Origin of the sequence: Arthrobacter sp., from assembly GCF_048266065.1 — a bacterium.
Lineage (GTDB): Bacteria > Actinomycetota > Actinomycetes > Actinomycetales > Micrococcaceae > Arthrobacter_H.
On record NZ_JBLXAH010000013.1, the window covers coordinates 1 to 19,422 of the forward strand.

Annotated in this window: 21 protein-coding genes, 1 tRNA gene, 1 other RNA gene and 1 pseudogene; 13 read left to right on the forward strand and 11 right to left on the reverse strand. The window is 65.5% G+C overall.

Going from position 1 to position 19,422, the window contains the following annotated elements; genetic code table 11:
* Nucleotides 1-283 (reverse strand): annotated as a pseudogene (locus ACN0TP_RS16700) (pyruvate dehydrogenase (acetyl-transferring), homodimeric type); the annotation flags it as partial.
* A 360-nt stretch (nucleotides 284-643) separates the two neighbouring features.
* On the opposite strand from ACN0TP_RS16700, the gene ACN0TP_RS16705 reads away from it, so the two are divergent.
* The 3 genes from ACN0TP_RS16705 (at nucleotide 644) to ACN0TP_RS16715 (ending at nucleotide 1,704) form a co-directional block, all read left to right on the forward strand.
* Nucleotides 644-1,060, forward strand: a complete 417-nt coding sequence (locus ACN0TP_RS16705) for a DUF3052 domain-containing protein (RefSeq protein WP_417220828.1) — start codon at nucleotides 644-646, stop codon at nucleotides 1,058-1,060.
* Complete coding sequence (locus ACN0TP_RS16710; RefSeq protein ID WP_417220830.1) at nucleotides 1,061-1,531, forward strand: redoxin domain-containing protein; 471 nt, start codon at nucleotides 1,061-1,063, stop codon at nucleotides 1,529-1,531.
* A gap of 100 nt (nucleotides 1,532-1,631) precedes the next feature.
* Nucleotides 1,632-1,704: transfer RNA gene (locus tag ACN0TP_RS16715), tRNA-Val, on the forward strand.
* 337 nt (nucleotides 1,705-2,041) lie between these two features.
* On the opposite strand, the gene ACN0TP_RS16720 is transcribed toward ACN0TP_RS16715, so the two are convergent.
* Nucleotides 2,042-3,031, reverse strand: coding sequence for an Abi family protein (locus ACN0TP_RS16720; RefSeq protein ID WP_417220832.1), 990 nt, complete (start codon nucleotides 3,029-3,031; stop codon nucleotides 2,042-2,044).
* Nucleotides 3,032-3,409: 378 nt separating this feature from the next.
* Here ACN0TP_RS16720 and ACN0TP_RS16725 point away from each other — a divergent pair, with 378 nt between their 5' ends.
* A complete protein-coding gene (locus ACN0TP_RS16725; RefSeq protein WP_417220834.1) occupies nucleotides 3,410-4,078 on the forward strand; it encodes a mismatch-specific DNA-glycosylase in 669 nt (222 codons plus the stop codon).
* A gap of 10 nt (nucleotides 4,079-4,088) precedes the next feature.
* Here the strand turns inward: ACN0TP_RS16725 and ACN0TP_RS16730 are convergent, their stop codons facing one another.
* Entirely contained in the window at nucleotides 4,089-5,486 is a 1,398-nt protein-coding gene (locus ACN0TP_RS16730) for an MDR family MFS transporter (protein WP_417220836.1), read from the reverse strand.
* Between the two features lie 84 nt (nucleotides 5,487-5,570).
* On the opposite strand from ACN0TP_RS16730, the gene ACN0TP_RS16735 reads away from it, so the two are divergent.
* Nucleotides 5,571-6,158: a TetR/AcrR family transcriptional regulator gene (locus ACN0TP_RS16735; RefSeq protein WP_417220838.1), complete on the forward strand. Its 588-nt coding sequence runs from the start codon at nucleotides 5,571-5,573 to the stop codon at nucleotides 6,156-6,158.
* 50 nt (nucleotides 6,159-6,208) lie between these two features.
* On the opposite strand, the gene arfB is transcribed toward ACN0TP_RS16735, so the two are convergent.
* The 3 genes from arfB to ACN0TP_RS16750 are packed head-to-tail and all read right to left on the reverse strand — an operon-like array spanning nucleotide 6,209 to nucleotide 7,376.
* Nucleotides 6,209-6,631 (reverse strand): alternative ribosome rescue aminoacyl-tRNA hydrolase ArfB, encoded by a 423-nt coding sequence (gene arfB, locus ACN0TP_RS16740; RefSeq protein WP_417220841.1) that lies wholly within the window; start codon nucleotides 6,629-6,631, stop codon nucleotides 6,209-6,211.
* Between the two features lie 39 nt (nucleotides 6,632-6,670).
* Nucleotides 6,671-7,147: a Clp protease N-terminal domain-containing protein gene (locus tag ACN0TP_RS16745; protein WP_417220843.1), complete on the reverse strand. Its 477-nt coding sequence runs from the start codon at nucleotides 7,145-7,147 to the stop codon at nucleotides 6,671-6,673.
* Nucleotides 7,140-7,376 carry a hypothetical protein gene (locus tag ACN0TP_RS16750; RefSeq protein ID WP_417220845.1) on the reverse strand — a complete coding sequence of 79 codons (237 nt, stop codon included), beginning with the start codon at nucleotides 7,374-7,376 and terminating at the stop codon, nucleotides 7,140-7,142. Before ACN0TP_RS16750 ends, ACN0TP_RS16745 begins: the two co-directional genes overlap by 8 nt.
* Before the next feature lie 216 nt (nucleotides 7,377-7,592).
* Between ACN0TP_RS16750 and gndA the strand changes: the two genes are divergently transcribed.
* Together gndA and ACN0TP_RS16760 are read left to right on the forward strand one after the other, a co-directional pair.
* The gene (gndA, locus tag ACN0TP_RS16755; RefSeq protein ID WP_417220847.1) at nucleotides 7,593-9,029 is read left to right on the forward strand and encodes an NADP-dependent phosphogluconate dehydrogenase; all 1,437 of its coding nucleotides are present in this window, start codon (nucleotides 7,593-7,595) and stop codon (nucleotides 9,027-9,029) included.
* A 116-nt stretch (nucleotides 9,030-9,145) separates the two neighbouring features.
* Nucleotides 9,146-10,150 carry an aldo/keto reductase family protein gene (locus tag ACN0TP_RS16760; protein ID WP_417220849.1) on the forward strand — a complete coding sequence of 335 codons (1,005 nt, stop codon included), beginning with the start codon at nucleotides 9,146-9,148 and terminating at the stop codon, nucleotides 10,148-10,150.
* Nucleotides 10,151-10,248: 98 nt separating this feature from the next.
* Here the strand turns inward: ACN0TP_RS16760 and epsC are convergent, their stop codons facing one another.
* The 3 genes from epsC to msrA form a co-directional block, all read right to left on the reverse strand.
* The gene (gene epsC / locus ACN0TP_RS16765) at nucleotides 10,249-10,833 is read right to left on the reverse strand and encodes a serine O-acetyltransferase EpsC (protein WP_417220852.1); all 585 of its coding nucleotides are present in this window, start codon (nucleotides 10,831-10,833) and stop codon (nucleotides 10,249-10,251) included.
* Nucleotides 10,834-10,872: 39 nt separating this feature from the next.
* Complete coding sequence (gene cysK, locus ACN0TP_RS16770; protein ID WP_417220855.1) at nucleotides 10,873-11,808, reverse strand: cysteine synthase A; 936 nt, start codon at nucleotides 11,806-11,808, stop codon at nucleotides 10,873-10,875.
* A 70-nt stretch (nucleotides 11,809-11,878) separates the two neighbouring features.
* Complete coding sequence (msrA, locus tag ACN0TP_RS16775) at nucleotides 11,879-12,403, reverse strand: peptide-methionine (S)-S-oxide reductase MsrA (protein WP_417220946.1); 525 nt, start codon at nucleotides 12,401-12,403, stop codon at nucleotides 11,879-11,881.
* A 175-nt stretch (nucleotides 12,404-12,578) separates the two neighbouring features.
* Here msrA and ACN0TP_RS16780 point away from each other — a divergent pair, with 175 nt between their 5' ends.
* From ACN0TP_RS16780 to ACN0TP_RS16790, 3 genes are all read left to right on the forward strand, one after another.
* The gene (locus ACN0TP_RS16780) at nucleotides 12,579-13,637 is read left to right on the forward strand and encodes a Nif3-like dinuclear metal center hexameric protein (RefSeq protein ID WP_417220857.1); all 1,059 of its coding nucleotides are present in this window, start codon (nucleotides 12,579-12,581) and stop codon (nucleotides 13,635-13,637) included.
* 1,090 nt (nucleotides 13,638-14,727) lie between these two features.
* Nucleotides 14,728-15,465, forward strand: a complete 738-nt coding sequence (locus ACN0TP_RS16785) for a zinc ribbon domain-containing protein (protein ID WP_417220859.1) — start codon at nucleotides 14,728-14,730, stop codon at nucleotides 15,463-15,465.
* A complete protein-coding gene (locus ACN0TP_RS16790) occupies nucleotides 15,456-15,893 on the forward strand; it encodes a VOC family protein (RefSeq protein WP_417220861.1) in 438 nt (145 codons plus the stop codon). Before ACN0TP_RS16785 ends, ACN0TP_RS16790 begins: the two co-directional genes overlap by 10 nt.
* Nucleotides 15,894-15,903: 10 nt before the next feature.
* Here the strand turns inward: ACN0TP_RS16790 and ACN0TP_RS16795 are convergent, their stop codons facing one another.
* Complete coding sequence (locus ACN0TP_RS16795; protein ID WP_417220862.1) at nucleotides 15,904-16,686, reverse strand: YaaA family protein; 783 nt, start codon at nucleotides 16,684-16,686, stop codon at nucleotides 15,904-15,906.
* Nucleotides 16,687-16,835: 149 nt separating this feature from the next.
* Between ACN0TP_RS16795 and ACN0TP_RS16800 the strand changes: the two genes are divergently transcribed.
* Together ACN0TP_RS16800 and rnpB are read left to right on the forward strand one after the other, a co-directional pair.
* Nucleotides 16,836-17,966 carry an acyltransferase family protein gene (locus ACN0TP_RS16800; protein ID WP_417220864.1) on the forward strand — a complete coding sequence of 377 codons (1,131 nt, stop codon included), beginning with the start codon at nucleotides 16,836-16,838 and terminating at the stop codon, nucleotides 17,964-17,966.
* A 114-nt stretch (nucleotides 17,967-18,080) separates the two neighbouring features.
* An RNA gene (rnpB, locus tag ACN0TP_RS16805) (RNase P RNA component class A) lies at nucleotides 18,081-18,450 on the forward strand.
* A 156-nt stretch (nucleotides 18,451-18,606) separates the two neighbouring features.
* Here the strand turns inward: rnpB and ACN0TP_RS16810 are convergent.
* A complete protein-coding gene (locus tag ACN0TP_RS16810; RefSeq protein ID WP_417220866.1) occupies nucleotides 18,607-18,750 on the reverse strand; it encodes a hypothetical protein in 144 nt (47 codons plus the stop codon).
* A 208-nt stretch (nucleotides 18,751-18,958) separates the two neighbouring features.
* Here ACN0TP_RS16810 and ACN0TP_RS16815 point away from each other — a divergent pair, with 208 nt between their 5' ends.
* Nucleotides 18,959-19,381, forward strand: coding sequence for a hypothetical protein (locus ACN0TP_RS16815; protein ID WP_417220868.1), 423 nt, complete (start codon nucleotides 18,959-18,961; stop codon nucleotides 19,379-19,381).
* The last annotated feature ends 41 nt before the right edge of the window (nucleotides 19,382-19,422 follow it).

Consider the following 19,422-nt stretch of genomic DNA (forward strand, 5'->3'; position numbering starts at 1 on the left):
AGCGGCGTTCGATGTCCTCGTTGCCGGGGAATTCGGGTTCCTGGTCCACCGGAATCGTATTCACATAATCGGTGGTCGTCACCATGGGAACACCGACGCTCTTGGCACCCGCACGCTGCAGGAGGGAGCGGACAATGAACTGGGCACGTTCCGTGCCCTGTGTTTCGACCAGGTCGTCGAAGGATTCAATCCATTCGGCGGTTTCCTCCGGATCACGGTCCGGCAGTTGGCTGGTCAAACCACTGCGAATGTGGGAAATGTGTTCCTCTTCAGCCACGTCCAACTTCTCCTCGTTACGGGTTACAGCGTGGGGAATGCGACGCTCCCGTTGTTGGACCGGGTGTCGTCGCGGCGGCAAAACCGCCTGGCGATGAACGCATGCCGGGTGGGCTTGCGGTCCATCCCGACCACTGTAGTTGTCTTTGTCCCGTGATGCGTAGCCGGGAACCACCCGGGTGACGTTGGTTACGCCGGAGTCTCGCAGCGTGGGCCGGTGCCGCGTGTCCACCCGGATCGGTGGTGGAGGTGCCGAATGCAGGCCCGGAAACGGTGTTTGCGGCGTGTCAGTGGGGTGCGCGCTTGATGGGATGGGTTTAAAGGTGTTGGCTTGTGGTGTGTATCAACCACTAGTAGGAGGAGAAACGTGAGCGACGCCGGAGCGGCCAATACCGCGGCTGTGGAAAAAATGGGCTTCAAGGATGGAGACCTGATCCAGGAGCTGGGCTACGACGACGACGTTGATGACAATCTCCGTGATGCGTTGGAAGAAGTGACCGGCAGTGACCTGCTGGCCGAAGACGACCACGAAGTCGTCGATGGGATCCTCTTGTGGTGGCGGGACGGTGAAGGCGATCTCGTGGACGAGCTCGTTGATTCGCTGACCACTCTCGATGAGGGAGGCGTCATCTGGTTGATGACTCCCAAGTCGGGGCGGGACGGATATGTCTCCCCGGCAGAGATCCAGGAAGCCGCACCCACGGCTGGTCTGCATGTGACCAGCACCGAGGGGGCCTCCACCGATTGGACAGCGACGCGCCTCGTGGCCCGGCGCAAGAACTAGATGGACCCAGCGGCCCACCCGCTGGTGGGTGCTCCAGTTCCCGGGTTTTCGCTGCAGAACCAGTTCGGTGAAACGGTGTCCTCGGCGGACCTGGGGTCGGGGCGCCATTTCCTGGTGTTCTATCCCTTTGCGTTCTCCCGGGTGTGCACCGCCGAACTGGCGGCCCTGGAACGTCTGCGTCCCACGTTGGACCAGGCCGGAGTCCACGTTCATGCCGTGTCGGTCGACCACAAGTACGCCCTGCGGGCCTACGCGGACGAACAGGGGCTCGGCTTCGACCTGCTGGCCGACTTCTGGCCGCATGGGGCAACGGCCCGCGCCTTCGGATGTTTCGACCAGGAACAGGGTCGGGCCCTGCGCTCAACGTTCCTGCTCGTCGACGGCCAGGTCGTGCATCACTTCAGCAGCGACGTCGGGCAGGCGCGGAACGAGCAGGACTACCTTGACGCCGTGAATCTGCCGCGCAACTAGTCTGGCCCGCATTCGGTGTCCAGCGACGACTGCCAGTCGCCGGTTTGCCCACTACGAGTTGGTGCCCAGGGCCAGGAACCGGTAGGCTCAATCCCCGCAAGGGCCTTTAGCTCAGCTGGTAGAGCGTCACGTTTACACCGTGAATGTCATCGGTTCGATCCCGGTAGGGCCCACAGAGAATCTCCATTCCAGGCAAGATGGAATGTAGTAAGACGCTTGATCCGACACTTTTTTACGCGGTGCGGTAGCTGATCGCTGGATCGCGCGGGGCAGGGTCATGTCGACAACGCCCAGGCGGCCTCCGATCTCGCGAACGCTCAAACCGGCGGCAAGAAGGCTCGGTGCTTCGCCCAGAACAGCCGCTGTGAACGAGCCGTTTCGAGTTCGCGTAGACCACGACCATCGCCGAGACGTTCGCGGTGTGTCCCTGGGCGTGAAGCTGCGGTGGTTGTGAACTCATGGGGAGTTCATCACGATGCTCTTGTGCGTCGCCTTCAGCTGCACCGATGATCATCGACTCCTCTTCCCGAGGGGCAGAGGATGGCCCCACAGCGGCTCGGCCCGCCACGCCTCGGGGAAGCCCATCTCGGTGACATTTCGAAACTCGATGCCTTCGAAGGAATCCTCGACCAGCAGACGAACCTTTGTCATCCACGTAGTCCCGGGCGAGGTCCCTTGGAGCAGATGGCCCATGACGGCCAGCGCACCGTAGAGGCGTTCGCTCTGTCCCTCCGGCAAGGTACGCAGGTCACGGATGGTCCGCAATCCGGCAGTGCTGACCGGCGCGAACGAGCGATTCCACAGCCGCGAATGATGCGCGCAGGTGTTCCGCACGATGGTCAGTTGTTCGAGCCAACGCGCCAATGGATGAGCCTTCCTTGCCTTACTGCGCTGATTCGCACTGAGGGCGGAGTCATCGATCATCATGCCGAGGCATTCGGCGACCGCCCACTGGTCTCTCACGAAGAGCGCTTCGTAGAGTCGGGAAACGTCGGCGAAGTCAAGCACTTCGGTGAGGACCCAGATCGGCAGCTCTCCGCGGTATTTTTCTTCGTAGTGCCGCATCGGCTGACTGTGCCGGCGCGCACGATCCGCACGCACTCGCGCCGTCGCCAACCATGCTGCGTGATCGAATGTCGGCCGGAATGTTGCCGCGTTGCGATAAGCAAGCGGGCCTTGGGATCCGAGGACGTAGCTGACATGGCTACGTAGAGCGACCTCGACCCGCTCGATCCCGTCGTGGATGAGCGTGCGCAGTTTCCTGTCGAACTCGTAGAGACGCACCACATCCTCAAAGTCCGCGCCTTCGATGAACTCGTCACGTCGAGCAGCCTCGGCTGCGGCAGACTGACGGTACGGATACCAATAGCCGCTCAGACGGTAGTAGCCGACGCTTTTCAACCACTGTGCTGCGGCTTTCCGGTCAAGCACAAGCCCGCGCGTGATGAGGACATCGATCTGCTCATCGATGGTTGCGAAAGGCTTGACAGGCTGCGCCACCCCGGCGTGACCTCCTGGTTAAATGAGATCCAGCCCGCACCAGCGAGGCTGGACGGGCTGAACGATTGACACCATCCTACCATGTGCGACTCTGGCTGGCACGGGGCGTCAATCGTGTTTGAGACCGAACTGAATTCTTCGCTACCGGACCCTGCACATCGTATCTCTCATCCACCCGCGCGACCTACGCTCCGCAGATCCCCTGAGGGCACCGGGAATCAACGTTTTGATCGCTGGTGTTCAGTTCGAGAATCGCTGGGTAGGGCCCACCAGAATCATCGTGACCACGACTGCGGTCTCCCCACCCGGGGAGGCCGCAGTTTCTGGTTTCACCGGCCGTCGCACCAGCCGTGGGCGGGCCACCGTAGGCTGTTCGGCATGGAGACGTTGCTGCCCGCGGACTGGAAGCCCTGGCGCAGTGCGTCGCCATTGGGCGGACGCCGGCCCACGAAGGCCGAGATGGCGCAGGCGACCGCCGCGGGATCGGGCCGGGACGACGTGTTGCCCTTCCCGACGGACCGGGAATCGGCGGGCCTGCTCCGGTTGCTCATCGTCGGAATCAACCCCAGTCCCTGGACGGCGGCGGTGAACGCCCCCTTTGCCAGGCCAGGCAACCGGTTCTGGACCTCACTGGCCCTGGCCGACGTCGTGGACCAGACCGTCGATGCCTCCCGGGGGCTCTGCGCGGCCGATGAACGCATGCTGGCCGAACGGGGGATCGGCATCACCAACCTCGTCTCCAGGCCGTCGGCCCGGGCAGATGAGCTGACGGCCGACGAGTTGCGGGCCGGGGGCGCCCACCTCGTTCAGCGCCTCGGCGTCCTGTGCCCCACGGCGGTGGGTTTCCTCGGGGTGACGGCCTTTCGTGCAGCGTTCGCCAGACCCCGGGCAACGCTGGGTCTCCAAGGTGCCGACGTCCCGGACGGCTGGCCGCCGGCGACGCAATGCTGGGTGCTTCCCAACCCCAGCGGACTCAACGCGCATGAGACGGCGCAGTCGCTGGCGGACAAGTGGGAAGACGTCTGGGCGGCCAGCGCCGAAGCGTGAGCGGTCCCTGCTACACACGACTGCGGGTGGGTAGCAGGATCGAGGCGACGGCAGCGGCCACGGTGAGCCCGATCATCCACCAGAATGCGGTGGCGTACCCGGCCCCGGGAGTGGCAGGCGTTGCAGCTGCGGTGAGCACGACGGCGACGAGCGCCGTCCCGAAGGCGCCTCCGAGTTGCTGGGCGATCCGGGTGATGGCCGACGCGTGCGCCATCTGGTCCTTGGTGATGTCGAGATAGGCGACGGTCATGACGGGTATCAGGACCACGCCGAGCCCGAGCCCCCTGGCCAACAGGGCCACCCCGAGGGCCCAGAGGTTGGATTCTGTCCCGGGCAAGGCAAAGGGAACCGTCGCTGCGGCGATGACCAGGAATCCGGCCATGGCGACCAGCCGGGCACCGAGCGCGTCGACCAGCCGGCCGGCGACGAGCCGGGCCGCCAGGGTGCCGACACCTTGGGCGATCAGCAGCAGTCCCGCGTCCAGCACGCCGTAGCCTAACGGGCCCTGGAAGTAGAGGGGAAGCAGGAACGTGCTCGCGAACAGGACTGCCCCCAACACGGTCAACGCGATCGAGGAGGCACGCACGGAGCGGACCGCGAGCAGGCGGATGTCCACGAGCGCCGCGCCGGCACGCCGCGTGGCCCAGAGGGTGAAGGCCGCCAGCAGGGCGGCACCGCCGATGCCCGGGACGAGCACATCTGCCCGCCCGAACCCGCCGGATGCCTGCACGTTGGACAGGCCATAGAGCAATACGGCCAACGCCGGTGCCAGCAGGACGACGCCGATGGCATCCAGCCGTGGCTTGCTTCCGGTCCGCGGATGGTCCGGGGCCATGAAGAGGTAGGCGAGGATGAGCCCAGCCACGCCCAGGGGGACATTGATGAGGAACAACCAGCGCCAGTGCAGCCAGTTCAGCACGAATCCCCCCAGTACCGGGCCCAGGATGGGACCCAGGGCGATGGGCAGAGACAGGATCGCCATCGTGCGGGCCATCGCGTCACGGTTGATGTGCTGCATGGCCAGCGTCTGCATCAGCGGGAACATGACGCCGCCGCCCAACCCCTGCAGGACGCGGAAGGCGATGAGCGATCCGGCGTTCCAGGCACAGGCACACAAGATGGAGCCCAGCAGGAACAAGCCGAGGGCAGACAACCACAGTCGTTTGCCTCCGAAGCGGGCCTGGGCCCAGCTGGCGAACGGGAACGCGACGGCCAGGGCCAGCAGGTAGCCGGTGCTGACCCATTGGATGGTGGAGATCGGGGCGTGGAGTTGTTCGGTGAAGGTGTGCAGCCCGATGGCCACGATGGTCGTGTCGAGGATGGCCGTGATCCCGCCGACGATCAGGGCCACGAGCAGCTTGCCGGTGGACTGGGTCGCGGCGGGTGTCGCGCTGGGCGCGTGTGCCATCTGGATCTCCAATAGTGAACGGCTACGTACACAATATTAGACGCGTAGGATTAGGGAACGCAAGCGGATCTAACGGGGTGGGGCATGACGACGACGAGGCGGCGCGGCGCGGAACTGGAGCGGGCCATTCTCGATGCCGGCTGGCAGCAACTGCTGGAGGGTGGATACGGCGGGTTCACGTTCGAGGCGGTGGCCGAGCGCGCAGAAACCGGGAAGGCAGCCCTCTATCGGCGCTGGCCCAACAAGGAGGCACTGCTGCTCGCCGTCGTGTCCCACAGCTACCTCGGCAAGCCCCGCAAGGTCCCCGACACCGGCTCATTGCGTGAAGACGTGCTGGAAATGCTGCGCCAGGCCAACCGGCTGGGTGAGAGCGCGGCGGCGGTATTCAGCACCATCCTGGGCACACACTTCGAGGACATCGAGTCCACGCCCGCCCGACTGCGGGCGCGCCTCCTGGGGGGACGTGACCGTGCGATGCCCCAGATCATCGACCGGGCCATCGAGCGCGGTGAAATCACCGGCCCGGTGCCAGCGCGGGTCGCCGACCTGCCCTTCGACCTGTTTCGCCATGAATTGATCATGAACATGGGGCCCGTGCGCGAGGAGGTGATCGTCGACATCGTCGACACCCTCTTCATGCCGCTGGTCCAGGGGGTTGCGCCGGACGCCTGAGGGGCGGAACGGGAATGGGTGGGATCGTGCAGGCGCTGGCGGCTGGCCGGCTATTCCGCGGACGGCCTGCGTCGTTGGGCCTTGACGTCGGAACGCCGTTGCTTGGCCGCCAGGCGCCGTCGCTTCGACCCCCTGGTCGGCTTGGTGGCCCGTCGAGGGGGACCCTCGGGGGCCAGCCCCGCCGCGATGACTCCGGCCAGCTTGTCCAGGGCGATCTCGCGGTTGCGCAATTGCGAGCGCTGCTCGGAAGCGGAAACGACCAGGATTCCGGTCGTGAGGCGGGATCCCAGTCGGCTCAGGAGCAGCTGGCGCTGTTCGTCGGACACGGCCTTGGAGTCGGCGATGTTCCAGATCAGTTCCACCCGGCTATCGGAGGTATTGGCGTGTTGACCGCCCGGCCCGGAGGACCGGGAGAACCGCCATCCCAGCTCCGAGGAGGGGATCCTCAGCTGGGGCGATATGTCCAAGTCCATGGGTCAAGCCTCCCATGAACCCGTGCCACGACGATCCCGCTAGGCCGCGCGGAGTCGGTCCGCCAACGTTGTCACATCGAGGCCGTTGCGGGCGGCGATGCGGGCGATCGTGCCCATCCGGGCATCGAGCACCCCCAGGACCATGTCGACGTCGTCCATCCGATGGCGGTGTCCGCGGTCCACCGCGTACAGGCTCCCGCGCTTGAGGGCCTCCCGCGCCGAGGCACCCCATGCCGGCCGCTTCCCGGACGGCGTGGACTGAAGGCGTGGTTCCTCGACCGATTCAATGCCTGCCGACCGGAGGGTCTGGTGGCGTTCCTCGGCCAGGGCATCCTGCCACCAGTCGGCGGTGGGCCCGGCGGCGGTGAGCGCCCGGGTGGCCGGCAGCCAGGGGTCGCGGAGGACGGCGAGCAGCAGGTGTTCGGCCTCAACCGTCCGGTCGCGGCGCGCGGTCGCCTCGCTGATGCTGCGGATGACGATGGGTCGGGCGGCGTCGGCCGTCTGGGTGCTAGGCATTTCTCCTCCTGAGGGGTATCCCGGACGCAGCGAGCCGGGGCTGGTGCTTCTTGTGGACCGCCTGGCGGGTGACGGCCAGCGCTTCGGCGACCTGTGTCCATGACCAACCCTCGGCGAGCGCACGCTCCACGGCTGCGTCCTCCATCCGGTCGGCCAGGGCCCGCAGCGCCGGAACGGCTGCCAGTTCATCGGCCACTCCGCCCAGTGGCGGGATCTGATTGAGCTCCATGTAGTCAACTTTAGTTGCTTCACGGAGGCACGTCAACCAAAGTTGCTTGTTTGGCGGTGCAGGATTTCACGTCCCGCCCGGTTGCCGGGCCGCTCCGTCACGTGCTGGCACGCACGGCTCCGGGCCAACTAGAGTGGGAGGCAGTCACGGAGCCGTGTCCGGCACCGTTGCGTGCCCGGGCACCAGCTCATCTCGTTTCGAACAGATGGAGTCCTGATGAAGGCACAAATCGGCGTCACCGGCCTCGCGGTCATGGGCGCGAACCTCGCCCGCAACTTCGCCCGCAACGGCTACACGGTCGCCCTGCACAACCGCTCGATCGAAAAGACCGACGCCCTGCTGGAGGCCCACGGGTCCGACGGCGAATTCATCCGCACCGAAACCCTGGCCGAGCTCGTCGCGTCGCTGGAGACCCCGCGCCGGGTGCTGATCATGGTCAAGGCCGGCGGCCCCGTCGACTCCGTCATCGACCAGCTCGTCCCGCTGCTCGAGGCCGGCGACATCGTCATCGACGGCGGCAACTCCAACTTCCAGGACACCCGCCGCCGCGAGGCCGCCCTCGCCGAGAAGGACCTGCATTTCGTGGGCATCGGCGTCTCCGGTGGCGAGGAGGGCGCCCTGCTCGGCCCCTCGATCATGCCCGGCGGCTCCAAGGAGTCCTACGACGCCCTCGGCCCGATGCTGGAGAAGATCTCCGCCCACGTCGACGGCGACCCGTGCTGCGCCTGGATCGGCACCGACGGCGCCGGCCACTTCGTGAAGATGGTCCACAACGGCATCGAGTACGCCGACATGCAGGTCATCGGCGAGGCCTACGACCTGCTGCGCTCCGGCGCCGGGATCGAACCCGCGGACCAGGCGAAGATCTTCTCGACCTGGAACGAGGGCGAACTGGCCTCGTTCCTCATCGAGATCACCGCCGAGGTCCTCGGCCACACGGACGCCAAGACCGGCAAGCCGCTGGTCGACGTCATCGTCGACTCCGCCGGGCAGAAGGGCACGGGCCGCTGGACCGTGCAGTCCGCCCTGGACCTGGGCTCGCCGACCTCGGCCATCGCCGAATCGGTCTTCGCGCGCGGCCTGTCCTCGCAGCGCGACCAGCGCGCCGTCGCCCAGGACGTCCTGGCCGGCCACGAACAGCAGGTCGACCTCGGCGACGACTTCGTCGAGGACGTCCGGCAGGCGCTCTTCGCCTCCAAGCTGGTCTCCTACGCTCAGGGCCTGGACATGCTCACCGCCGCGGCGGAGGAGTACGACTGGGAGCTCAAGCTCGACGAGATTGCCTCGCTGTGGCGTGGCGGCTGCATCATCCGCGCCGAACTGCTCAAGGACATCACCAAGGCATACGCCGCCTCCGACAAGCCGGCCAACCTGCTCTTCGACCCGACCTTCGCGCAGGCGATCGCCGGTGCAGTGCCGGCCTGGCGCCGCGTGGTGGCCACCGCCGTCGCCCTGGGCATCCCGGTGCCGGTGTTCTCCTCCTCGCTGGCCTACTACGACGGACTGCGCCGCAAGCGCCTGCCCGCAGCGCTGACCCAGGGCCTGCGCGACCTCTTCGGCGCCCACACCTACAACCGCGTCGACGCCGAGGGCACCTTCCACACCCAGTGGAGCGGGGATAAGACGGAGATCGAGGCGGTCTCCACCCACTAACGGGCACCACTTGCCGGGCGGGCCAGCCGCCCGCCACAACTGAGGACGACGACGGAACTTCGGTTCCGTCGTCGTCCTCTGTTTTTTCGGCCCGTGTCCGGGCATATGGTGGTGACATGGATTACAGATTCCTCGGAGCCTCGGGGCTCAAGATCACCGAAATCACCTACGGCAACTGGCTGACCCACGGATCCCAGGTGGAGAACGACGTCGCCACCCAATGCGTCAACGCCGCCCTGGATGCTGGCATCACCACGTTCGACACGGCCGATGCGTACGCCAACGGCGCCGCCGAGGAGGTCCTCGGCGCCGCACTGAAATCCCAGCGACGCGAATCGCTGGAGATCTTCACCAAGGTCTACTGGCCGGTCGGGCCGAAGGGCCCCAATGACACCGGGTTGTCCCGCAAGCACATCATGGAGGGCATCAACGGGTCCCTGTGCCGCCTCGGCATGGACTACGTGGACCTCTACCAGGCCCACCGCTACGACCACCAGACGCCGTTGGAGGAGACCATCCAGGCCTTCGCCGACGTCGTGCGCTCCGGCAAGGCCCTCTACATCGGCGTCTCCGAATGGTCGGCCGACCAACTGCGGGAGGGCCAGCGCCTCGCCCAGGCCGCCGGATTCTCGCTGGTGTCCAACCAGCCGCAGTACTCCGCCCTGTGGCGCGTCATCGAGGAGCAGGTCGTCCCGGCGTCGAAGGAGCTGGGCCTGTCCCAGGTCGTCTGGTCACCGATGGGCCAGGGCGTGCTCTCCGGCAAGTACCTGCCCGGGCAACCCGCACCGGCCGGAAGCCGTGCCACGGACGAGAAGGGCGGCCAGCGCACCATCGAACGCTTCATGGACGAGACTGTGCTGGAACGCGTGCAGAAACTGCGCCCGATTGCCGATGAGCTGGGACTGAAGATGTCCCAGTTGGCCATCGCCTGGGTCCTGCAGAACCCGAACGTCGCCACGGCACTGGTCGGTGCCTCACGTCCCGAGCAGGTCGCCGAGAACGTCAAGGCCTCGGGGGTGAAGATCCCGGCGGAATTGATGACAGCGATCGACGACGCGCTGGGCGACTCGGTGGAACGCGATCCCTCCAAGACGGTGAGCCCGGAGGAACGCCCGGCCTGAGCCGGCCCCACCCGCCGGAGCCTTGAACGACGGAAGTCCGGGTGGTGCAGCGTGTTGCTGCACCACCCGCGCTTCCCCGCGTCAGGTTCGTGCTGGGGCTAGATCCACATGGCGGGGTCGATGTACTCCGCCGGGTCGACGGCAGGCTTGTGTTCCTCGGGCTTGCGGGGCCGGTTGGTCGCCGGGATCCCGGTGATGATCGAATCCGCCGGGGCGTCCTTCACGACCACCGCATTGGCGCCGATGGCCGAGTCCGCACCGATGGTGATCGGCCCGAGGACCTTCGCGCCGGCCCCGATGACCACCCGGTCACCAATGGTCGGGTGGCGTTTGACCTTGGCCAGCGAGCGACCGCCGAGGGTGACCCCGTGGTAGATCATCACGTCGTCGCCGATCTCGGCGGTCTCCCCGATGACCACCCCCATACCGTGGTCGATGAAGAACCGGCGGCCCAGGGTCGCTCCCGGGTGGATCTCGATCCCGGTGATGAAACGCCCCAGCTGGGAGATCAGCCGCGCCGGCAACCGGTAGGCGGGGTTCTGCCAGAGCCGGTGCGTCAAACGGTGGATCCAGATGGCGTGCAGCCCCGAATACGCCAGGGCGTTCTCGGTGTTGCCGCGCGCCGCGGGATCATGGGCGCGGGCGCCTTCGAGGTCCTCTTTGAGGCGGGATAGGAATGTCACACGTTGCCTTTGCTCGTCGTGGGCCCGGAGGCTGGGGTGCTAGCCGCGGATGTCGTCGTACAGCAGGGTGGAGATGTAGCGTTCGCCGAAGTCGGGGACAACGGCGACGACGAGCTTGCCGGCGTTCTCCGGGCGTGCGGCGACCTGCAGGGCGCCCCAGACGGCTGCGCCGGAGGAGATGCCCCCGAGGATGCCTTCCTTGGTGCCCAGGTCGCGGGCCGTGGCCACGGAGTCCTCGATCGTGGCGTCGAGCACCTCGTTGTAGATCTTGGTGTCCAGCACCTCGGGGACGAAGTTCGCTCCCAGGCCCTGGATCTTGTGCGGGCCGGGGTTGCCGCCATTGAGGATGGCCGAATCCTTCGGCTCGACGGCGACGATCTGCACCTCTGGCTTCTTCTCGCGCAGCAGCGCGCCGGCGCCGGTGATGGTGCCGCCGGTGCCGATGCCCGAAACCAGGATGTCCACCGCGCCGTCGGAGTCGTCCCAGATCTCCTGGCCGGTGGTGGTGCGGTGGATCTCGGGGTTGGCCTCGTTGGCGAACTGCTGGGCCCAGATGGCGTTGTCGGTGGTCGCGACGATGTCCTTGGCCTTCTCCACCGCCCCGCGCATGCCCTCGGAGCCGGGGGTCAGCACGATCTCGGCGCCAAAGGCCCGGAGCATGACGCGGCGCTCGGTCGACATGGTCTCCGGCATGGTCAGGATGACCCGGTAGCCGCGGGCCGCACCGACCATCGCCAGTGCGATGCCCGTGTTGCCCGAGGTGCCCTCCACGATGGTGCCGCCCGGGCGCAGGGCCCCTGCCTTTTCCGCGGCGTCGACGATGGCCACGCCGATGCGGTCCTTGACGCTGTTGGCCGGGTTGTAGAACTCCAGCTTCACGGCCACCTGGGCGGGGAGGCCCTCGGCCATGCGGTTCAGCCGGACCAGGGGGGTACGTCCGACCAGTTCGGTCACGTCGTTGTAGATCGGTGCCATGGATTGCCTGCTTTCGGAAGAGGTGCCGTTATGTTTCGTCATCCAGCCTATCGAGGCCCGGAATCACGCCTCAGTCGGTGAGCCACCGGGAGTAATATTTCCGCGCCTTGGCCAGCTTCGGGTTGATGATGACCTGGCAGTACCCCTCATAGGGGTTCCGCGCGTAGAAATCCTGGTGGATCGTCTCCGCCTCGTGGAAGGTCGGCGCCGGGACGATCTCGGTGACGATCGGGTCATCCCAGTTCTGCTGGTTGCGCCGCAGCGCCGCCTCGAAGACACGCTTTTGTGCATCGTCCGTGTAGAACATGGACGAACGGTACTGCGTGCCGACGTCGTAGCCCTGCCGGTTCAGCGTGGTGGGGTCGTGACCGGTGAAGAACATATCCAGGATCACGTCGGCGGGTACGATGGCGGCATCAAAGGTGACTGCGACCGCCTCGGCATGGCCGGTGGTCCCGCTGCACACCTCGCGGTAGTTCGGCTGGGGTGTGTGGCCGCCGATGTAGCCGGAGACCACCGAGGAAACGCCGATGGTCTTGCGGTACACCGCGTCCATGCACCAGAAGCATCCGGCACCCAGGATGAACGTGTGGATGCCGCTCTCGGGGAATCCGGTGGAACCGGCGGTGTCCGGTTCGACCGCTGACAATGGGTTTGCTGACGTGCTGCTCACATCCATGGTCAATGCGCCGCGGCGCCCATTCATTCCCGGGATCGTTCCGAGGGGTGATTTGACACCGTTGTGACGGGCTTCGGTCTACGGTAGGAGGATGCACAACGACGAGGACACCACCGCACCGGCTTCCCCCGACCAGGATGCCGTCCCCACCCAGGCCGTGGCGGGCCCGGGCGACACCGAGGCGACCGCCGACGGCGGGCCTGCGGCCGGCGAACCGGCCGCCGAACCTGCAGCCGTGGAACCGGAGACCGGGGGAGTGGGCGCCGCAGACGCCTCCGCCGTCATCGCGCCGACGCCCCAACCCGGCGCCACCGCCCCGACACTGGGCGACGTCCTGGTCGCCGTCGAGGAACTCTGGCCCGCCTCCCTGGCCGAGGACTGGGACGCCGTCGGGCTGGTCACCGGCCGGCTGGAACAGCCCATCCGGCGGGTCGTGTTCGCCGTGGATCCGACCCTGGCGGTCGTCCGTGACGCCGTCGAACGGGGAGCGGACCTGCTGATCACCCACCACCCGCTGCTGCTGCGCGGGGTGAAGACCGTGGCCGCCGACCAGTTCAAGGGCGAGGCCATCCACGAACTGATCGAAAACCACTGCGCCCTGCTCACCGTGCACACCAACGGGGACTCCGCAGTCGGCGGCGTCTCCGATGTGCTGGCCGACATCTTCGGGCTCACCAACGTCACCCCGCTGGTCAAGGCACCTGAAGGGTTGCCCGAGGAAGGGATCGGGAGGGTCGGAACGCTGCCGAGCGCCCTGTCGCTGGGCGACTTCGCCTCCCGGGTGTTCGGTGCCCTGCCGGCCGTCGCCGGAGGGGTGCGGGTCGCGGGGGACCGCGACGGGATCGTGAGCACCGTCGCCGTCTGCGGCGGCGCGGGGGACAGCCTGTTCGATGCGGTGCGCTCCGCGCGGGCCGACGTGTTCGTCACCGCCGACCTGCGCCACCATCCGGCCTCCGAGGCCCGTGAGGCAGCCGTGGAGAACCGGCCGTACCTCATCGACATCTCCCACTTCGCCGGCGAATGGCTCTGGCTGCCGGCGGCCGCCGAGGGGCTGTACAACGTGCTGGTCGACCAGGGATTCGCCGTGGAGATCGGTGTGAGTTCCATTAACACGGACCCCTGGGACTTCATTTTAGTAGGACACCCGTAGAAATCGTTATAAACGACGAAGACCCCCGCCACTCCGACGAGCGGCGGGGGTCTCTCGATTTAGCTACTTATCGCGTACCCACTCGTTAGTGCGAGCGTCCCACGTTGCCCAGTATCCGCGAGGGTCAGCCAGCGATCCTTGGAAGTGAGAACGTTCTCCGTGGTCGGGCCGGTCGGCCAAACTACGGTCGGCGCGGCCTGTCACTTTTTGGCCTGTGACAGGACGCTGCCAGCCAGTTTCTTGGCCGTACCGCTCGATGATGGGGTGCGAAGCACCTTGCTAGCTAGCTTGGTCACCTTGGGAGATGACTGTTTGGTGTTTCCTCGGCGTGATGCCATGGTCGTACTTCCGATCTGTCGTTACTGCGTCAGACATTCAGGAACTTCGACACGCCGTATGAATTGCGTGCTTGCGAGCCTAAGTATTAGGCTGGCATGCATTCCCGCCAAAGGAAAAACAATTCCATACATTGCGCCTCAGTCTCCATCGGTCTCAGACTATGGAGTCTGTGGCCTTTGTCGTGGCTTAATCCTACATGTAGTGCAATCCCGGGCAAGCGACCCCTAGATGTTGTCTTACAGTCATGTCATTTGCATTCGACTAGTCCACAGCCTGTGTGGAGAACCGGACCCTATTTAGCCCCGGATTTTCGCAAGTCTGTTCGAATCATCCACAGGCTGTGCATTCGTCGTGCACAGAGAATTCCCTTAGCGTGTCGCTTCCCCTCGGCGTGTCGCCGCCCACACGGGGAGAATCCCCTGCCCCTTGTGCCCAATCAAGAAGCGGGGCCATGTTCCCGTGCGGAGTATCAAAGGAAATCTGGGGGATGGGACAGCAGCAGTTCATCCTGAACATCAGTTCACTTGCTGCAAAACGACCTACCTGTTCACCACCCATGCCCGGTGCCGCATTGCTAGTGTCTCAAATGGCCGTTCTGGTTTTGCGGTGGTTGGCGTCATGGTTGGTGCGTCGTGGCTCGATGCCTGTGGAGAAGAGCTTCAGATCGTGGGACTTCATCCTGACTCCGGGGCACTGAAGCGCACCGATCGACAGTAGGCTGGGAAATCACCGACGACGAGGAGAACCACCGATGGCCAAGGCATCACCGGCGGAGCAGATACTGCTCTTGGACCTGCAGGCGCTGGACTCGAAGATCGTGAAGATCGACCGGGCCGTCAAGGCACTCGCCGCCGATCCGGAGATCGCCGCGGCGCAGGCCGCCGTCGCCGAGTCCGAGGACGCCAGGCGTGAGGTGGCCGCCGAATCCACTGCGGCCCAGCAGGCGCTGGCCGAGGTCGAGCAGCAGGTCGAGAAGGTCCAGGCCCGCATCGACAAGGACCGCGCCCAGATCGACGCCGGACGTGGGACCGCGCGGGACATGATGGCGCTGCAGCATGAGATCGACTCACTGCTGCTCAAGCGCGGGGAACTGGAGAACACCGAACTGGAAATGATGGAGGCCGCCGAGGAGGTGATGCCCCGCCTGGAGGGCGCCACGGCAGCCGCCGACGGCACAGCGGCCCAACTCGCCCAGCTCGAACGCGGACGCGACGAACGCGGTGGGGAACTAGCCACCGAACGCGGGCACCTGGTGGCCGAACGTGCCGAACTGGCCGGCCGCATCGACGCCGCGCTGCTGGCCCTGTACGAGAAGCGCCTGGCCCAACACGGTGTCGGCGCCGCCCGCCTGTTCCACGGCACCTCCGAGGGATCCGGCATGCAGCTGGCCCCCGGCGATCTGGCGGAGATCCGCGACGCCGCCGCCGACGACGTGGTCTACTGCCCGGATTCCGGGGCCATCCTGGTCCGTTCCCCGGAATGGATGTAGACCCGCCGGCGTCCGCCAACGCCGCACCACCGAAGGGCCGCCTGCACCACGTCGAGCTCTGGGTCCCCGACCACGACCGGGCCCAGGGAACCCTGGGATGGCTCTTCGGGCAACTGGGATACGTCCGCACCGACACCTGGCCCGGCGGATCGAGCTGGCAGGGGGCGGGGGAGTACCTGGTGCTGGAGTCCGGTCCCGATGTCCTGGCCGGGCCGCACGAGCGCCGGCGCCCCGGCCTGAACCACCTGGCCTTCCACGCCGGCACCGAGGACGACGTCGATGACCTCACCCGGGACGCGCTGGGGCACGGGTTCACGCTGCTGTTTCCCGACCGGCATCCACATGCAGGAGGTCCGGACCACTATGCCGCGTACCTTCAGGACGCCGACGGGTTCGAGGTCGAACTGGTGGCCGTGCCCCGGCGTTAGACGGACACGGTCAGTGGGCCGCGAAGGAGTGGTCCTCCGGCAGGATGATGTTCAGTTGGTGCGCCTTGCGCCCGGTGCCCTCAACGAGCTCTGCCTCCCACTTCTCCTGCGTCGCCTTCAACAGTGCGGCGGGGGTCTTCGGCTCGGCGCGGCGCTGGAGCAGGTGCCGGGCCAGCTCCCCGCGGGTGTGCTTGGCGAAATGGGAGACGACCTTGCGCTGGCCGCCGCGCAGCTGGAACACCGAGACGGCGACGGTGGTTTCCGGCGGCGGGGCGAACGCCGCGGCATAGGTGCTGGAGCGGCAATCGATGACCAGTTCGCCGGCGGCACGCTCGCCCAGGACCGGGTTCAGCCGCGGCTTCCACCAGCTGGCCAGTTTGCCGATGCCCGGCAGGTTCACCGACATGCCCAACCGGTACGCGGGGATCCGGTCGCCGAACCCGACGGCACCCCACAGGGCGGAGATGACGACGACGGCGGCGTCCGCCTTGCGTCGCTGGGCGGGTGCCAGGGACCGGTAACCGAGCGCCTCGTAGAGCACCCCGGTGTAGACAGCATGGGCGGGGGCCGCCGGCTCACGGTGCAAGGTGATGTTCCGGGCGACATCCTCGGCCAGCGAGGCCCCGACGTCGAGCACCCGATGGGCGTCGGCGGAGGCCGAGACGTCGGCGAGCGCGGCGAGCACCTCGGCGCGAGCCGGCGCCAGCTCCTGGAAGGCGAGGGCACCGGCGTCGTACATGTCTCCCTGGGGAGCGGGTTGTTTGCCTTCGGAGGGGGGAAGCAGGATCAGCACCCATCGATCCTATCGGTGATGCGCGGAGAGGCCGCGCCTCGATACACTGGACGGCGGACAGGGCGGTGTGCCACCGTCGGTCGCGTCATCTGAGCGGACGAATGCCGGGCGCCTGGTCCGTAGTCCCGCCCGTGACATGACGAGAAAAGGTGATCGACCTGTCTACCCGCCGAGATCCAGTTCTAGACTCCGCCAAGGGATTTCTGATCCTGTTGGTGATCATGGGGCACTTGCTGGCCCGTAGTCATCCATCGGATGCGACCATTACGAAGGCGATGATCACAGGCATTTATGCCTTCCACATGCCAGCCTTTGTCTTCCTGGCAGGTATTACGTCCAAGCCACGGGGGATAGCTAAGCGTTGCGTGCAGTTCTTGACCCTGTTGGCCGTTTTCGAGGCTGCCTTCTTTTGGGTCCGGCGATTGATGGGTTCAGAAGCGCCCTTCAATTGGGAAAGCCCGTATTGGCTGTTGTGGTTCTTGCTGTCCATGACGGTATGGACACTTGTTACCCCCTTGATCGCCAAGGCACCTCGGGCGTCCTTGGTGGCTTCCATCGTCATCTCCCTCGTAGCTGGAATGATCGATTGGGTCGGGTATCCCTTTAGCGTCTCCCGGACGTTGGTTTTTCTTCCCTTTTTCGTCGCCGGATTCACCCACGGCAAGAGTGTCTTGGCCTATATATCCAAACTGCACACTCGGGGAAGGGGAGTCATTTTCGGGGTAGCCGTGCTTGTATTCGGCATCTTGCTGTATTGGAAACCAAAACACAGCTGGTTCTACGGGAGCAAGGGATATGAAGTACTAGACGTTTCGGACCTTTCCGGGGTGGCGCATAGGCTGGTATTTCAACTGGTCGCCGTTGTATTTACAGTGGGAATGCTCGTGCTGATTCCCCGACAGCCCAACCTGTTGACGCGGTACGGCGAACGGAGCCTGTCCATCTACCTCCTGCATGGTTTCGCAATCATGGTGCTCGGGCGTTATGTATCCGATATGGCCAAGGACAATGTGTGGGTGGCTGTGGGGATCCTGGTTGTCCTGGCTGCAGGAATCGCCGTTTTGACCTCGATGCAGCCAGTTCATCGATTAATTGTCAGGATAGGTACGCTGTTCGTGCCGCTGGTGGATTGGCTCGGGTCTTTGATGTCGCGAAAACCCTCGGGTTCTGCCGCGACGGTTGAGCCTCCTGCCTCGTCCACGTCCGGTCAGGGGGATACAAGTGCCGACGGACAACTCGCATCTGCCGAGGGGCGGATCAACGACGTTGACCCCAGATAGCGCTTTTGCTGGTCTGGAACATGCGTCCGTCGGTCCGAGAGGTCGATAGCAGGTCGGCAGGAGAAATTTCGGCGGTCGGGGACGCCGGCGCGCACCGGTAGGATGGTCCACGGACGGGATGGCTGGACGATCGCGTGTCGCGCAAGCGGCCCGAGGAACGTCCGGGCTCCGCAGAACAGGGTGGTGGGTAACGCCCACTCGGGGTAACCCGCAGGCCAGTGCCACAGAAAACAGACCGCCCGCCTCGTGCGGGTCAGGGTGAAACGGTGGTGTAAGAGACCACCAGCGCCCCCGGTGACGGGGGTGGCTCGGTAAACCCCACCCGGAGCAAGGCCAGACAGGCTGCGTCATGAGGGCTGTTCGCCCCAGTAGTCGGGTAGGCCGCTCGAGGGCATCGGCGACGGTGCCCCTAGATGGATGATCGTCACCGGCAACCGGGTAACCGCTGCCGGCACAGAACCCGGCGTACAGGCCATCCCGTCCCCACATTGGTAATGGTTCCCGCGTATTTGCTGGGATCGAGGGCTGGTGTGCGCCTACTAGCTTTGGGTCGAATAGGGCCCGTTTTGGGACTTTTGTGGCGGCCGGACCGCTACAAAACCGCTACACCACCAACGACGCAAGCGCCCCGCAACCCACTCTAAGGTGAGCGCGGGAGTCCATAAAGGTCGGTGTACAGCCCGGGGTCTTCGGGCGGATAGTCCACCGGGTCGCGGTCGAGAACCCGGTTGGGCTCGATTTTGACCGGTACGTTTTCGCCGGTGCCGAAGCCGATCTTCTTCATAGGCATCGTTGATGCCGTTGAGCGCGCCGGCAGGAGCCCGCACAGCGGACTCTTCGTGGTGAGGCAACCTCGCCTGAAGGCACGCTACTGTGACCAGATGGATCTCATGTTGCTCCGGCTGTTTCAGCGCCACGTCGCGGATCAGTGTCAATTTGGGCTCTCGGCAGTCCCGATAATTAACAGATCGCTATCCACGAATGATCACGCCATGCTTTGGCTCGGTTGCCAGCAATTCCTTGTGGGTGCGGCAAATGTTTCAAAAGCCTTATGGGGGCAGCGGTCGAGATTCGCTGATCAGCGCGTGTCCATCAGAAACTCACTTGGCGTGACCGATGACTCTCCATTGAAGGATGTGTCATTTCGAAACCACTTCGAGCACTTCGATGAACGTCTCGATCGGTGGTGGTCCGATTCGACATCACACAATCACCTCGACAAGCACCTTGGGGCGCCCGAAAGCGTTGGTGGATTCAAGGCGATAGAGCGGTTTAGGATTTACGACCCGGCAACCCATCGGATCATTTTCTGGGGTGAGGAGTTCCAGGTTGAACCCATCGCCTTGGATATGGCGAGGATCCGCCCCATTGCTGAAACAGAGAGCAGCAAACCCCATTGGGCGTCGGGCGCATAGCCACGGTATTGCGACAGAGCAAACCGTTTGAAGGAGGCCTC

Excerpts from the sequence above, each read along its gene's own strand:
- ACN0TP_RS16710 (WP_417220830.1), top strand. The coding sequence starts at position 1,061 with ATGGACCCAGCGGCCCACCCGCTGGTGGGTGCTCCAGTTCCCGGGTTT.
- ACN0TP_RS16725 (WP_417220834.1), top strand. The coding sequence starts at position 3,410 with ATGGAGACGTTGCTGCCCGCGGACTGGAAGCCCTGGCGCAGTGCGTCG.
- ACN0TP_RS16730 (WP_417220836.1), bottom strand. The coding sequence starts at position 5,486 with ATGGCACACGCGCCCAGCGCGACACCCGCCGCGACCCAGTCCACCGGC.
- ACN0TP_RS16735 (WP_417220838.1), top strand. The coding sequence starts at position 5,571 with ATGACGACGACGAGGCGGCGCGGCGCGGAACTGGAGCGGGCCATTCTC.
- arfB (WP_417220841.1), bottom strand. The coding sequence starts at position 6,631 with ATGGACTTGGACATATCGCCCCAGCTGAGGATCCCCTCCTCGGAGCTG.
- ACN0TP_RS16745 (WP_417220843.1), bottom strand. The coding sequence starts at position 7,147 with ATGCCTAGCACCCAGACGGCCGACGCCGCCCGACCCATCGTCATCCGC.
- ACN0TP_RS16750 (WP_417220845.1), bottom strand. The coding sequence starts at position 7,376 with ATGGAGCTCAATCAGATCCCGCCACTGGGCGGAGTGGCCGATGAACTG.
- gndA (WP_417220847.1), top strand. The coding sequence starts at position 7,593 with ATGAAGGCACAAATCGGCGTCACCGGCCTCGCGGTCATGGGCGCGAAC.
- ACN0TP_RS16760 (WP_417220849.1), top strand. The coding sequence starts at position 9,146 with ATGGATTACAGATTCCTCGGAGCCTCGGGGCTCAAGATCACCGAAATC.
- cysK (WP_417220855.1), bottom strand. The coding sequence starts at position 11,808 with ATGGCACCGATCTACAACGACGTGACCGAACTGGTCGGACGTACCCCC.
- ACN0TP_RS16780 (WP_417220857.1), top strand. The coding sequence starts at position 12,579 with ATGCACAACGACGAGGACACCACCGCACCGGCTTCCCCCGACCAGGAT.
- ACN0TP_RS16785 (WP_417220859.1), top strand. The coding sequence starts at position 14,728 with ATGGCCAAGGCATCACCGGCGGAGCAGATACTGCTCTTGGACCTGCAG.
- ACN0TP_RS16790 (WP_417220861.1), top strand. The coding sequence starts at position 15,456 with ATGGATGTAGACCCGCCGGCGTCCGCCAACGCCGCACCACCGAAGGGC.
- ACN0TP_RS16810 (WP_417220866.1), bottom strand. The coding sequence starts at position 18,750 with ATGAAGAAGATCGGCTTCGGCACCGGCGAAAACGTACCGGTCAAAATC.
- ACN0TP_RS16815 (WP_417220868.1), top strand. The coding sequence starts at position 18,959 with ATGCTTTGGCTCGGTTGCCAGCAATTCCTTGTGGGTGCGGCAAATGTT.